The sequence below is a fragment of the Streptomyces sp. NPDC059850 genome, assembly GCF_042731515.1.
In the GTDB taxonomy this organism is placed as follows: domain Bacteria; phylum Actinomycetota; class Actinomycetes; order Streptomycetales; family Streptomycetaceae; genus Streptomyces.
In genome coordinates, this window is record NZ_JBHWJI010000001.1 from 203,248 (window position 1) to 216,536 (window position 13,289).

The 13,289-nt window shown below is 71.8% G+C and carries 13 protein-coding genes; 8 read left to right on the forward strand and 5 right to left on the reverse strand.

The window, feature by feature from the left end:
- Positions 1-14 precede the first annotated feature (14 nt).
- From ACFV9T_RS01035 to nirD, 8 genes are all read left to right on the forward strand, one after another.
- Positions 15-1,355: an ATP-binding protein gene (locus ACFV9T_RS01035; protein ID WP_385435964.1), complete on the forward strand. Its 1,341-nt coding sequence runs from the start codon at positions 15-17 to the stop codon at positions 1,353-1,355.
- Positions 1,355-1,798 (forward strand): roadblock/LC7 domain-containing protein, encoded by a 444-nt coding sequence (locus ACFV9T_RS01040; protein ID WP_385435965.1) that lies wholly within the window; start codon positions 1,355-1,357, stop codon positions 1,796-1,798. Before ACFV9T_RS01035 ends, ACFV9T_RS01040 begins: the two co-directional genes overlap by 1 nt.
- Positions 1,795-2,154: a DUF742 domain-containing protein gene (locus tag ACFV9T_RS01045; protein WP_385435966.1), complete on the forward strand. Its 360-nt coding sequence runs from the start codon at positions 1,795-1,797 to the stop codon at positions 2,152-2,154. The genes ACFV9T_RS01040 and ACFV9T_RS01045 overlap by 4 nt, the downstream gene beginning before the upstream one ends.
- Complete coding sequence (locus ACFV9T_RS01050; protein ID WP_385435967.1) at positions 2,138-2,773, forward strand: ATP/GTP-binding protein; 636 nt, start codon at positions 2,138-2,140, stop codon at positions 2,771-2,773. The genes ACFV9T_RS01045 and ACFV9T_RS01050 overlap by 17 nt, the downstream gene beginning before the upstream one ends.
- Positions 2,770-4,074, forward strand: a complete 1,305-nt coding sequence (locus ACFV9T_RS01055; protein ID WP_385435968.1) for a cytochrome P450 — start codon at positions 2,770-2,772, stop codon at positions 4,072-4,074. Before ACFV9T_RS01050 ends, ACFV9T_RS01055 begins: the two co-directional genes overlap by 4 nt.
- The gene (locus ACFV9T_RS01060) at positions 4,071-5,348 is read left to right on the forward strand and encodes a cytochrome P450 (protein ID WP_385435969.1); all 1,278 of its coding nucleotides are present in this window, start codon (positions 4,071-4,073) and stop codon (positions 5,346-5,348) included. The genes ACFV9T_RS01055 and ACFV9T_RS01060 overlap by 4 nt, the downstream gene beginning before the upstream one ends.
- A gap of 108 nt (positions 5,349-5,456) precedes the next feature.
- Entirely contained in the window at positions 5,457-8,078 is a 2,622-nt protein-coding gene (gene nirB, locus ACFV9T_RS01065) for a nitrite reductase large subunit NirB (RefSeq protein WP_385435970.1), read from the forward strand.
- Entirely contained in the window at positions 8,075-8,461 is a 387-nt protein-coding gene (gene nirD, locus ACFV9T_RS01070; protein ID WP_385435971.1) for a nitrite reductase small subunit NirD, read from the forward strand. Before nirB ends, nirD begins: the two co-directional genes overlap by 4 nt.
- Here nirD and ACFV9T_RS01075 read toward each other — a convergent pair.
- The 5 genes from ACFV9T_RS01075 to ACFV9T_RS01095 form a co-directional block, all read right to left on the reverse strand.
- Positions 8,444-8,752, reverse strand: coding sequence for a hypothetical protein (locus tag ACFV9T_RS01075; RefSeq protein ID WP_385435972.1), 309 nt, complete (start codon positions 8,750-8,752; stop codon positions 8,444-8,446). The genes nirD and ACFV9T_RS01075 overlap by 18 nt on opposite strands.
- Positions 8,753-8,856: 104 nt before the next feature.
- Positions 8,857-10,032: a CU044_5270 family protein gene (locus ACFV9T_RS01080; protein ID WP_385435973.1), complete on the reverse strand. Its 1,176-nt coding sequence runs from the start codon at positions 10,030-10,032 to the stop codon at positions 8,857-8,859.
- Position 10,033: 1 nt separating this feature from the next.
- A complete protein-coding gene (locus tag ACFV9T_RS01085; protein ID WP_385435974.1) occupies positions 10,034-10,570 on the reverse strand; it encodes an RNA polymerase sigma factor in 537 nt (178 codons plus the stop codon).
- Between the two features lie 169 nt (positions 10,571-10,739).
- Complete coding sequence (locus ACFV9T_RS01090; RefSeq protein ID WP_385435975.1) at positions 10,740-12,119, reverse strand: endo-1,4-beta-xylanase; 1,380 nt, start codon at positions 12,117-12,119, stop codon at positions 10,740-10,742.
- 16 nt (positions 12,120-12,135) lie between these two features.
- Positions 12,136-13,179, reverse strand: a complete 1,044-nt coding sequence (locus ACFV9T_RS01095; RefSeq protein ID WP_385435976.1) for an endo-1,4-beta-xylanase — start codon at positions 13,177-13,179, stop codon at positions 12,136-12,138.
- Positions 13,180-13,289 lie beyond the last annotated feature (110 nt).

The following is a 13,289-nucleotide window of genomic DNA, read 5'->3' on the forward strand; positions in this document are numbered from 1 at the left end:
TGGAGGTGTCAAAGGTGCTGTCGGGGACGGTGGCCGTCATCGTGGCCTTGTCCGTCGCTCTGGTGCTGGTGCTGCTCCTGGGGCTGCTGTGGGTCTCCAGACTGCGCAGAGCCGTCGCCCGGGCCGAGGCCGCGACACTGCGGGAGCGCGAGGTCGCCGGGCAGGAGCGCGCGACCGCCGAGCGGGAGCGGGCCCGCGCCGCCGAGCGCGCCGAGGAGATCACCCGGCTGGCTGCCGTACGGGCGGAGCTGGACGAGGCGGCCCGCCGCGAGCGGATGCTGCGCGACTCCGTTCAGGCGTCGTTCGAGTCCGTCGCCCGCAACATGCACGCCATGTCGACCGTGCAGCAGCAGGTCCTCGACGGCCTGGAGCAGCACGTGGCCGACGCGCGGCTGATGGCCGAGGTGATGAAGGCCGACCACGCCGCCGCCCAGATGACCCGCAAGGCGCAGACCCTGCTGGTGATGTGCGGGATCTGGCCCGCCCGGCGGGAGACCCGGCCGGTGACGCTCTTCGACTGCGTACGCGGCGCCCAGTCGCGGATCGTGGAGTTCGGGCGGGTGGAGGTGCACGGCGGGCAGTCGCTGTACGCGGTGGCACCGGCCGTCGAGGGGCTGATGCACGCGGTCGCCGAACTGCTGGAGAACGCGACGGTGTTCTCGCCGTCCCGCACCCAGGTGGCCGTCTCCGTCCGGGAGGTGGCGGCGGGCGCGGTCATCGAGATCGACGACGCGGGGCTCGGCATGCCGCTGGACGTGCTGGAGCAGGCCACCGGGCAGCTGCGCGAGGGACTGGATCTCGCCCAATTGGGAGCGGTCCCACGGCTGGGGCTCGCGTGTGTCGGGCGCTGGTCGCGGGAGCTGGGGTTCGGCGTCGAGCTGTCGACGGCCTCGGCGTACGGCGGGACCCGGGTCGTGGTCTTCGTACCGCACCGGCTGCTGACCGAGCCGCTGGACAGCGCCCCCAGGGCGGACGCCGAGCCGGTGGTCATCGAGCCGGTGGCGGCGGAGCGCGCCGACCGGGACCCGGCCGGGGACGCCCCCGCCCCGGCCGTCGGCGGCCTTCCGCAGCGCCGCAACCGGCGCCGTACGACACCGCGCGACGCCTCTCGTGCAGCCGCCCCCGACCCCGGCGCCCCGGACCCCGGAACCCCGGGCCCCGCCGCCCCGGACCCCGGCGCGTGGTCCCCCGATGCCGCGCGGGCCTCCATCGCGAGCGTGGTGTCCGGCACCCGACGCGGGCGGGCCGAGGCGGCGCAGGCCGGGGAGGACGGGGGCCATGACCGGGTGCGCGTCCCGGAGCACGACCGGGACCGGGACCGTGAAGATCACGAGGATCGAGAAGGAGGCCGGTAGTGGCCGGAACCATATCCAGACTGCCCGACGTTGGATGGATGCTGCGTCCCCTGACCCAGATCGCGGGGGTGCGGCACGCCGTCGTCGTCTCGGAGGACGGTCTGCGCATGGGGCACGGCTCCGCCGAGGGACTGACGGGAGAGGTCCCCGAACTGGGCGTCGCCGAGGCCGAGTCGCTGGCCGCGGCCTGCGCGGCGCTGACGGTGACCAGCCAGTCCACGGTGTCGCTGCTGTTCGGCGAGGAGGCGGGGGTGAGACAGCTGATGATCGAGTCGGACGGCGGATTCGTGCTGTTCACCTCGGCCGGTCAGGGCGCCTCGCTCGGGGTTGCCACCGGCACCGAGGCGGATGTCGGGCTGGTGGCCCAGCAGATGCAAGTGCTGGTGGCGAGAATCGGCGCCCATCTGAGCAGTCGGCCACGGGAGCAGATCAGCGCGCCATGACCGACCCCGGGGAGGAACGAACCACCGCTGCGGTGCGCCCATACGTGATCACACGAGGGCGCGCGGGTTCCTCACGGGATGCTCTGCCGCTGGAGACGCTGGTGAAGGCCTCCGGAAGCGCGCTGCCCCCGACCCTCCAGCCCGAGTACCGGCGGATCGTCCGCTGCTGTCAGGGGCTGCTGTCGGTGGCGGAGGTCGCCGCTCACCTCGGCCAGCCACCGGCCGTGGTGCAGGTGCTGCTCGCCGATCTCATCGACTGGGGGCACATCGTGGCGCGCCCGCCCATCCGGGTGGCCGAGCGCGCCGATATGGACTTGCTGAGGAAGGTGCTCGATGGGCTTGAAAGCAAGCTCTGAGATCGTGGACGACAACAGGGATGACACCCACGACATGGACGACGCGACGGTCATGTACGTGCAGCCCAGCGTGTCCGGCGCGGCGAAGATCCTGGTCGTCGGGCCGATGGGGGTCGGCAAGACCACGCTGATCGGCACGGTCTCGGAGATCAAGCCGCTGTCCACCGAGGCGACCATGAGCCGGGCGGGTGCCCGGCTGGACATGCCGGTGCGGCCGACGAAGTCCACCACCACCGTCGCGCTGGACTTCGGACGGATCACGCTGGGCGGCGAGTTGGTCCTGTACCTCTTCGGCACCCCCGGCCAGCAGCGCTTCCTCCCCGCGTGGAAGGACCTGGCGCGCGGCGCCCTGGGCGCGCTGGCGCTGGTCGACACCCGCGATCTGGAGGCGTCGTTCGACGCCATCGGCCACCTGGAGGACCTGGACGTCCCGTTCTCGGTGGCCGTCAACTCCTTCCCGGACAGCGTGCTGCACAGCGAGGACGATCTGCGCTCGGCGCTGGATCTGCTCCCCCACACCCCGCTGGTCATCTGTGACGCGCGCGAGCACACCTCGTCGGTCAAGGCGCTGATCTCGCTGGTGAGCCATCTCATCGAGTCCGTCACGGAGGCGCCGTGACGACCGCGCGCCCAACCGGTACGGCCACCACCCGCGTGCCGCTGTACGGGACGGCGCTGGACGGGCCGCTGACCGAGCTGTACGAGCGGATGCGCCGCGACCACGGCAATGTGGTGCCGGTCGAGATCGCGCCCGGGATCGAGGCGTGGCTCGTCATCGGCCACCGTGAGCTGCTCCATCTCACCCGCGACGAGCAGTACTTCTCGCACGACCCGCGCCGCTGGACGCCGCTGCGCGACGGCCGGGTGCCACCTGATTCGCCGCTGATGCCGCTGGTGGGCTGGCGTCCCGCGCTGCTGTTCGCGGACGGCGCGCAGCACCGCCGGATGCGCTCGGCGGTGGCCGACGCGCTGGGCCGGGTCAACGGGCACGAGCTGATCCGTACGGTGCGGGCCACCGCGGAGCGGCTGGTCGCCGGGTTCGCCGATCAGCACCGGGCCGACCTGGTCGCGCAGTACGCGCGCGTCCTGCCGCTGCAGGTGGTCACCGAGCTGCTGGGTCTTGACGCGGAGAGCGGGCCACGCCTGGTCGACGCGATCGCCACCATCGTCGCGCCCACCGTGGCCGCCACCGGCGCCAACAAGCGGATGGGCCGCATCCTGCTGGACCTGATCGCCTGGAAGAAGCAGCGGCCGGGCGCGGACCTCACCTCCTGGCTGCTGGAGCACCCGGTCGGGCTGAGCGACGAGGAGGTGCTGCACAACCTGGTGGTGATCATCGTCGCGGGCAACCAGACCACCGTGAACTGGATCGCCTCCACCACGCAGATCCTGCTCACCGATCCCGCGTTCCGCTCCTCGCTGGCCCGGGGCCATCTCACCGTGGACGACGCGCTCGACCTGGTGCTGTGGCGCCAGCCGCCCACCCAGAACTTCCCCGGCCGCTACGCCACCCGGGATCTGCGCCTCGGCGGACAGGACGTCCGGGCCGGGGACATGCTGATCCTCGGTCTTGCCGGGGCGAACGCCGATCCGGAGGTGCTGCCCGAGGACGGGCGGCCGGTGGTGGGCAACCGCTCGCACCTGGCGTTCGGCGCGGGACCGCACACCTGCCCGGCGCGCGATCCGGCCCGGCTGATCACCCGTACCGCCGTGGACACGCTCCGCCACCGGCTGCCCGATCTGGAGATCGCGGTGCCGGAGGAAGAGCTTCCGTGGGTCACCTCGCCCTGGTCCAAGGGGCTGGCCGGGCTGCCCGTGCGGTTCTCCGCACCGCAGCTCGCCGCCGAGGCCCCGGCGCCATCGCCGCCATCTCCGCCATCGCCCCAGAGACCCGACTCGCCTCCAGGAGACCGCAGATGACCGACGGCCGCTGCCCCGTGGCGCACGACGACCCCGTACCGCACGACGTAGCGCATGACGGCCCCGCGACGCCGCACCGGCTGGAGCCCGACGACCAGCACGCGGTCAACGCCGGGTTACGCGCCCGGGGGGCCGCGGTCCCGGTCCTGCTGCCCGGTGACGTACCGGCGTACGCCGTCACCCGGCACGAGGAGCTGAAGGGCTTCCTCGCCCACCCCGACGTGGCCAAGAACGCCCGCCACTTCGCCGCCCTCCAGAGCGGCGGGATCCCGGCCGGGTGGCCGATGCTGACCTTCGCCACCGTGCCCGGCATGACCACCGCCGACGGCGACGACCACAAGCGGCTGCGGTCGCTGGTGACCCGGGCGTTCACCCCGCGCCGGATGGAGGCGCTGCGTCCGGTCGTCCACGAGCTGACCGGCACGCTGCTGGACCGGCTCGCCGAGGCCGCCGACGCGGACCCGGACGGGGTGGCCGATCTGCGCCGCCACTTCGCGCTGCCGCTGCCGATGAGCGTGATCTCCCAGCTGCTGGGCGTCGACGCGGCGCACCAGGACCGGCTGCACGAGCTGTCCAACGAGATCGTCTCCACCGCCACCGCCCCCGAGCGGGTCCCGGCGGCCAACCGCGAGATGGTGGCGATTCTCGGCCAGGTGGCGGCGGCCCGGATGAAGGACCCGGGGGACGACCTGACCAGCGCGCTGATCGCGACCCGCGCGGAAGACGGGGACCGGCTCAGCGAGGAGGAGCTGATCGGCACCCTGATGCTGACGATCATCGCCGGACACGAGACCACCCTCAACCTGATCACCAACGCGGTGCGGGCCCTGTGCAACCACCGCGATCAGCTGGAGCTGGTCCGCTCCGGGGCCGCGAGCTGGGACGACGTGGTCGAGGAGACGCTGCGGTACGACAGCCCGGTGAGCTACTTCCCGTTCCGCTACCCCACCCGGGACCTCCCCGTCGGCGACGCGGTGATCCCGAAGGGCGCGCCCGTGCTCGTCTCGTACACCGCCGCCGGGCGCGACGAGCGGGAGTACGGAGCGGACGCGGACCGGTTCGTGGTGACCCGGGCGGCGCGCCATCTGTCCTTCGGCCACGGCGCCCACTTCTGCCTGGGCGCCCCGCTGGCCCGGATGGAGGCCGTGATCGCCCTCGAAGCGCTCTTCACCCGCTTCCCCGGCCTCGACCTGGCGGTCCCGGACGATGAGCTGGTGCCGCACCGGAGCTTCGTCGGCAACAGCCCGCAGAAGCTGCCGATCACGCTGCGGTAGGGCTCCCCCGGGGCTCACAGTCACTGCGGGGGCGCGCTGAGGGCAGCGTTGCGTCCGGGAAACGATGGTGATGCGGTCGGGAAACAGCGCTCCCGCACGCTTCCTGGCATGACGAAGAGCGCACCGAAGACCGAGACCGCCCCCACGATCGTGCTCGTCGGGCACGGCATGGTCGGCCAGCGCTTCCTGGAGGCCCTGGCCGACCGGGGCGTGACGACGCGCGCCCGGGTCGTCGTGCTGTGCGAGGAGCCCCGGCCCGCGTACGACCGGGTGCAGCTGACCTCGTACTTCTCCGGCCGGACCGCGGACGATCTGTCCATGGTCGAGGACGGCTTCATGGAGCGGCACGGCATCGAGCTGCATCTGGGCGACCCGGCCGAGACCATCGACCGGGGGGCGCGCACGGTCACCGCGCGCTCCGGGCTGACCGTCCCGTACGACACGCTGGTGCTGGCCACCGGCTCGTACCCGTTCGTCCCGCCGGTGCCCGGCAAGGACAGCGAGGGCTGCTTCGTCTACCGCACCGTCGACGATCTGCTGGCGATCGAGGAGTACGCCAAGGACCGGGCGACCGGCACCGTGGTCGGCGGCGGGCTGCTCGGCCTGGAGGCGGCGGGCGCGCTCAAGGGGCTCGGGCTGACCACGCACATCGTGGAGTTCAACGCGCGGCTGATGGCGCTCCAGGTGGACGACGGCGGTGGCGCGGCACTGCGCCGCACCGTCGAGGACATGGGGCTGATCGTGCACACCGGCGTCGGCGGCAAGGAGATCACCGCCGACACGAACGGCGCGGTGACCGCCATGGCGCTCTCGGACGGTTCGTCCATCGACACCGACCTGGTGATCTTCTCGGCCGGGGTGCGCCCCCGCGACCAGCTCGCCCGCGACTGCGGCCTGACCGTCGGCGAGCGCGGCGGCATCGCGGTCGACGAGCGGTGCCGCACCAGCGATCCGGCGGTGTACGCGATCGGCGAATGCGCGCTGACCGCCGACGGCAAGGTCTACGGGCTGGTCGCGCCCGGGTACGAGATGGCGCAGACCGTCGCCAACGACCTGGCCGAGGTGGGCTGCGAGGGCTTCACCGGCGCCGACACCTCCACCAAGCTCAAGCTGCTCGGCGTGGACGTGGCGTCCTTCGGTGACGCCCACGGCACCGCCGAGGGCTGTCTCGACGTCGTCTACTCCGACTCCCGCGCGGGCGTCTACAAGAAGCTGGTGGTCGGCGCGGGCGGCGAACTGCTCGGCGGGGTGCTGGTCGGCGACGCCGACGCCTACGGCATGCTGCGGCCGCTGACCGGTTCCGTGCCGCCCGTCGCGCCCGAGCAGCTGGTACTGCCCGCCGGGCTCGGCGCGCCCGCCGCGCTCGGCCCGTCCGCGCTGCCCGACGAGGCGGTCATCTGCAGCTGCCACAACGTCACCAAGGGCTCGATCCGCTCGGCGGTCACCGAGCACGAGTGCGTCACCGTGCCCGAGGTGAAGAAGTGCACCAAGGCGGGCACCGGCTGCGGCAGTTGCGTCAAGACGCTCACCACGCTCGTCAACGACGAGCTGGAGGCGAGCGGGGTCAGCGTCGACAAGGGGCTGTGCGGCTGCTTCGGCTACACCCGCGCCGAGCTGTACGAGATCGTCCGCACCCTGCGCATCACCACCTACGCGCAACTGCTGGAGGGCCACGGCCGCGAGGAGGCGCGCGGCGGCGACGGCTGCGAGGTGTGCAAGCCGACCATCGGCTCGATCATCGCCTCGCTCGCCCCGACGCTCGGCGCCAGCGGCTACGTCCTGGACGGCGAACAGGCCGCGTTGCAGGACACCAACGACCACTTCCTGGCCAACCTCCAGCGCAACGGGTCGTATTCGATCGTGCCGCGCATCCCCGGCGGTGAGATCACCCCCGAGAAGCTGATCGTCATCGGCGAGATCGCCCGGGACTTCGGCCTCTACACGAAGATCACCGGCGGTCAGCGGATCGACCTCTTCGGCGCCCGAGTGGACCAGCTCCCGGTCATCTGGTCCAAGCTGGTGGACGCCGGGTTCGAATCCGGCCACGCGTACGGCAAGGCGCTGCGCACCGTGAAGTCCTGCGTGGGCCAGACCTGGTGCCGCTACGGCGTCCAGGACTCGGTACGCATGGCCATCGACCTGGAGCTGCGCTACCGGGGCCTGCGCTCCCCGCACAAGCTGAAGTCGGCCGTCTCCGGGTGCGCCCGCGAATGCGCCGAGGCGCGCGGCAAGGACTTCGGCATCATCGCCACCTCCAACGGCTGGAACCTGTACGTCGGCGGCAACGGCGGCGCCGAGCCGCGCCACGCCGATCTGCTCGCCCAGGACCTGGACGACGAGGGCCTGATCCGGCTCATCGACCGCTTCCTGATGTTCTACATCCGCACCGCGGACCGGCTGGAGCGCACCTCGGCCTGGCTGGAGCGGATCGAGGGCGGCCTGGACCACGTACGGGACGTGGTGGTCCACGACTCGCTGGGGCTGTGCGCCGAGCTGGAGGCGCTGATGGCCGACCATGTGGCGGGCTACCGCGACGAATGGGCCGAGACCATCAACGACCCGGAGCGGCTGCGGCGGTTCGTCTCCTTCGTCAACGCGCCCGAGTCGCCCGACCCGACCGTCGCCTTCGTGCCCGAGCGCGACCAGGTCAAGCCGGATCTGACGCTGCTGTCCGGCCCCACCATCCCCGTCCGTACCGCACGCACTCTCGAAGGGACCTCCAGCCGATGACGATGACGACGATCATGGCGCCCGAGCGGATCGACCTCCGCGTGGAACTCCTCGTCGACCAGCGGTGGTTCGCGGTCTGCGCCCTCACCGACCTCATCCCCGGCCGTGGCGTGGCCGCCCTGCTGCCGGACGGCAGCCAGGTGGCGGTATTCCTGGACCGGGCGGGCAGCCCGTACGCGATCGACAACCGCGACCCGTTCACCGGCGCGTACGTCCTCTCCCGGGGGCTGCTGGGCTCGGCGGACGGGCGGCCGTTCGTGGCCTCGCCGCTGCTCAAGCAGCGCTTCGACCTGGAGACGGGGCGGTGCCTGGACGATGAGACGGTCACCGTCCAGGCCTATGCCACGCGAACCGCTGATCAGGTGTCAGCGCAGGTAGCGTGAGACCAGCAGGCCGCACTGGACGGGGTCGCCCGCGCATCCGGCCAGCCCCGTGGCGAACACGCCGTTCGTCCCGGGGACACCGGCGATGCCGGTCACCGAGGACATCTCGCTGTGCTCGGTGACGTCGGCGGGCAGCTCCTCCGCCGCCCACTCCCTACCCGTCCAGCGGGCGGCCATGGTGGCCCGGGGCGTGTCCTCGTTGGTGCCGCCCACGATGGAGACCGCGTTACGGCCGGTGGCCACGGGGATTCCGGCCGTCCAGCCGGTCGGGGACGCGGCGGGTACGGGCACCTCGCGGACCGTCCAGCCGCTGCCGTTCTAGTGGTGGAGCAGCGGCTTCGTCACCCCGCCGGTGGAGGCGTCGGAGGTGACCCACACGTCGTCCGGGCCTCGGCTCATGGCGTCCTCAGCTGCCGGTCGGTCCACTCGGCCGTGACGGTGGCGTTGTAGCCGACCACCGTGCCCGCCGTCAGCCCCGCCTCGGCGGCCTGCGCGTTCGGCTTGATCACGCGCTGCTGGTCGGCCAGCAGGGCCCCGGTCGCCGGGTCCACGATCAGCTCCGAGCGCGCCGTCCCGTAGTCGGTCCCCTCGGTCGCGGGCAGGGCGAAGCCGATCCCCTTGCGGCCGGTCGGGTCGGTCACCTCGCCGAGCGACGCGATGCCCGGCAGCTCCGCGATGACGCGGTACGCGGCGGCCCGCACCTCGGGCTTGACCGGCAGCCGGATCAGCCCGGCCGCCTGCTGCCACATCCACTCGGTGCGGTCCTTGATCTCGCTGTACCGGTCCGCCTCGTACAGGTCGGCCAGCGCCGCCCTCAGCTTGGCGCTGTCGCCGGGGAGTTCCCTCAGGTCCCCGTAGGTCACATTGCGCGCGCCGAGCGAGGCGATCCGGTCGCCCTGGTTGGTCCGGGTCACCGTGGGCCGCTTCTGCTTCGACCCGGTGTCCATCCGCAGGCCCAGCTTGCCGCCCGACTCGGCGGCGAGCGTCACGTCCTTCGGTGACCCGGCGGCCCGCCAGCGCGCCGCGTCGCGCTCGGTGCGGGGTACGACGCGGTCCTCCAGCCCGGAGATCCACAGGCTCTCCGTACCGGGGCGTACGCCGATGGACTGCTGGTCCGTCGCGGAGGTGAGGACCGCGAAGGCCGTTCCGGAGTGGTCGACGACGCCGGTCCAGGCCGAGCGCGTGGTCGTCTGCCAGTACGTGCCCTCGTGCGCGGCGCGGTCCGCCCGGGCGGCCACGTTCAGCAGCGCGAGACGGCCGTTCTCCGGGGTGTGCCGGGGGGAGTCGTCCGTGGCGGGGGTGGCGGAGGCGCGGGCACCATCGGGGCTCCGGGCGCCCTCGGGCAGGGCCACCACCACCCCGACGACGGACGCCGCCACCGCGACAGACAGCGCCCAGCGCCAGGTGAACGGCCGGGCGGGGCGGTGGGCTTGGGGCGTCTCCGGCGTACTGGCCAGGATGGTGATCAGGTCGTGCCGGGCGCGCGCGGAACCGGCCAACTGGTCGGGGTCCAGCTCCGGGGGGCGCGCGTCCGCCAGGGTCTTCATGACATCGGGCCGCTTGCGTGCCATGTCAGTGCTCCTTCACTGTCACTGTCGGGTGAGCGTCACGAGAGAGCCCGACCGCGTCCACGGCCCGCTCCAGCCGCCGCCGGGCCCGGTGCAGCCGCACCGAGAAGGTGGCGATGGTGCAGCCGAGGACGCGTGCGGCCTGCCGGGGGCCGAGCCCCTGCCAGGCGACCAGCGTCAGCAGCTCGCGGTCGGCGGCGGACAGCCCGGCGAGGGCCTGCAGCGCCGCCGCGCGTTCGGTCACATCGGCGGCCACGTCGCCGACCTGGGCGCCCGAACTGATCAGACGCTGCGCCTCCTCGGCGGCCAGCGCGTACTGTCTGCCGTCGCGGCGGCGCAGCTCGCGGGTCAGATTGCGGGCCACGCCGAGCAGCCACGGCAGCGGCGGCGCGGGGATGTCCCGCATCCGGCGCCAGGCGACGGTGAAGGTCTCACTGGTGATGTCCTCACCGACCTGCCGTCCCACCAGGCTGGATGCGTAGGCCAGCACGCGGGGGTGGCACTCCTCGTACAGGTCCCGGAAGCGTTGGGCGTCGGTCACGCGCCGTCTCCTCATCTTGGCTCTCTCACCTGGGAATGGCCGGGAGCCGCGACTTCTTACAGCGTTGTTCTCAGAAACAGCGTTGTTCGCGGAAGAGGAGAGGGATTTTCGGGGCGGCGGGGTGCCTGGACGGCGGAGGCTCGCACCGTCCAGGCGTCTGCGGAAGCGCTCAACGCGTGGTGCAGGTGAACGTGGCGGGCGCGGTGTTGGCGCCGGACCAGGTGCCGTTGAAGCCGAACGACACGGAGCCACCGGCCCCGATGGTGCCGTTGTACGCGGCGTTCGCGGCCGTCACCTGGGCGCCGGACTGGGTGACGGTGGCGTTCCACGCGGAGGTCACCCGCTGGCCGGAGGGGTAGGTCCAGGCCACCTGCCAGCCGCCCACCGGGCTCGATCCGGTGTTCTTGACGGTGACGTTCGCGGTGAAGCCGGTGTTCCACTGGCTGGTGACGGTGTAGCCGACCGTGCAGCTGCCGGTAGGCCCGGGATCGCCGCCGCCGGTCCAGCCGAGGGATTCGGCGATGCCGTAGTAGGCGGGTTTGGGGCGGTAGTTCTCGTCGTACGGGGTGGCGGCGCCCTGGCCCTCGAACACGTCCGGGATCCAGGAGTCGGAATCAGTGAAGCCCCAGGCGGTGACGCCCTTGCAGCGGGATACGGCCACGCAGGCGTCGGTGACCGCCCGGTAGTCGGCCTTCTGCTGGGCCAGCTTGGCGTCGGTGGCCGGGAGCGTCATCCGGATGTCGAGTTCGGTGACGGCCACGTCGACACCGAGGTCGGCGAAGCGCTGCAGGTTGGCCTTCATCGTGGACGGCACCTGGCCGAGGATGAGGTGGCCCTGGAAGCCGACGCCGTCGATCGGCACGCCCTGCGCCTTCAGCGACTTGACCAGGTTGTACATCCCGTCGCTCTTCGCGCCGAGACCGTCGGTGTTGTAGTCGTTGAGGTACAGCTTGGCGTCCGGGTCGGCGGCGCGGGCGGCGCGCAGCGCGTCCGCGATGTACGAGGGCCCGAGCTTGCTGTGGAAGAGCGACTGACGGAAGGTGCCGTCCTCGTTGAACGGCTCGTTGACCACGTCCCAGTGGCTGATCCTGCCCTTGTAGCGACCGGCCTCGGCGGTGATGTGGTCGGTCATGAGGGTGCGCAGCTGGTCGGCGGTCCAGGAGCCGTTCGTCAGCCAGCCCGGCAGCTGGCTGTGCCAGACCAGGGTGTGGCCGCGTACCTCCATGTCGTGCGCCTCGGCGAAGTCGACGATCCTGTCCGCGCCGGACCAGTTGTACGTGCCGCGACTCGGCTCGACGGACTCCCACTTCATCTCGTTGCCGGGAGTGATGGAGTTGAACTGGGAGCCCGCGATGTCGGCGTACGTGCCGGTCAGCTTGGACGCGGTGACGGCGGTGCCGTAGTACTTCCCCTTGGCCTCGGCGAGGTCGCGCAGCACGGGGTCGGCGGCCTGGGCCAGGGCGCTGGGCGTCGCGAGGCCGATCAGGAGCGCACCGGTGGCCGCCAGGCCCAGGGCGGTTCTGCGTAACGCGTGCGGGTGGAGTCTCATGGCGTACGTGTCCTCCCTACGATCCGGCGAGTCCGTCGCGGAAGGCGTTGTAGGCGGGCTTGGGCTGGTAGTTGGTGTCGTACAGATTCGCCGCGCCCTGGCCGGGGAAGGTGCCCGGCACCCAGGAGTCCCGGTCGCCGAAGCCCCACACCGTGATGCCGGTGCAGCGGGCGACCGCCAGGCAGGTCCTGGCCACCGACTTGTAGTCGTTGGCCTGCTGCTGGAGCTTGGTGGCGTCCGCGGGGGTGGTCATCCGGATGTCCAGCTCGCTGATCACGACCTCCACGCCGAGGTCGGCGAAGCGCTGCAGGTTGGCCTTCATCGTGGACGGCACCTGGCCCACGATGAGGTGGGCCTGGAAGCCGACGCCGTCGATGGGCACGCCTTGCGACTTGAGCGACTTGACCAGGTTGTAGAGGGCGTCGCTCTTGGCGTTCGTGCCCTCGGTGTTGAAGTCGTTGATGAAGAGCTTGGCGCTCGGGTCGGCGGCGCGGGCGGCCCGGAAGGAGTCGGCGATGTACGACTGGCCGAGCTGGGTGTAGAACTTGGACGCGCGGAGGGTGCCGTTCTCGTTGAACGCCTCGTTGACCACGTCCCAGCGCTGGACCTTGCCCTTGTAGCGGGCGACCTGGGTGGTGACGTGGCCGGTCATGATGGTGCGCAGCTCGGTGTTGGAGAACGAGCCGTTCGCCAGCCAGTTCGGCATCTGGCTGTGCCAGACCAGGGTGTGGCCGTACACCTTCTGCTGGTTGGCCTGGGCGAACGAGACGAGGCGGTCGGCGGCTGCCCAGTTGAACTGGCCGCGGTTCGGCTCGACCGAGCCCCACTTCATGGCGTTCTCGGCGGTGACGCTGGAGAACTCGCTCTTGGCGATGTTCGCGTAGGTGCCGTCGCCGAGGCGGCCGTCGTTGACGGCGGTGCCGACGAAGCGGCCGGTGCGGTCGGCGACTTCGCGCAGGGTGGGGTTGGCGGCGGCCGCCGTCTGGGACGGCGCGGTGAGGATGACGGCGAGCGCCGCCGTAGCGCCAAGTGCGGCACTACGTAAGCTCAGAAGCTTCATGGGAGTGTCCCTCTCTTCTCTTCACGTCTGATCCGGTTTTCCGGAAGACTTCTGCAAGGTTCCGAGGGTGCGACCGGAAAGCTAGAGGCGGGCGTGATGCCCGTCAACGG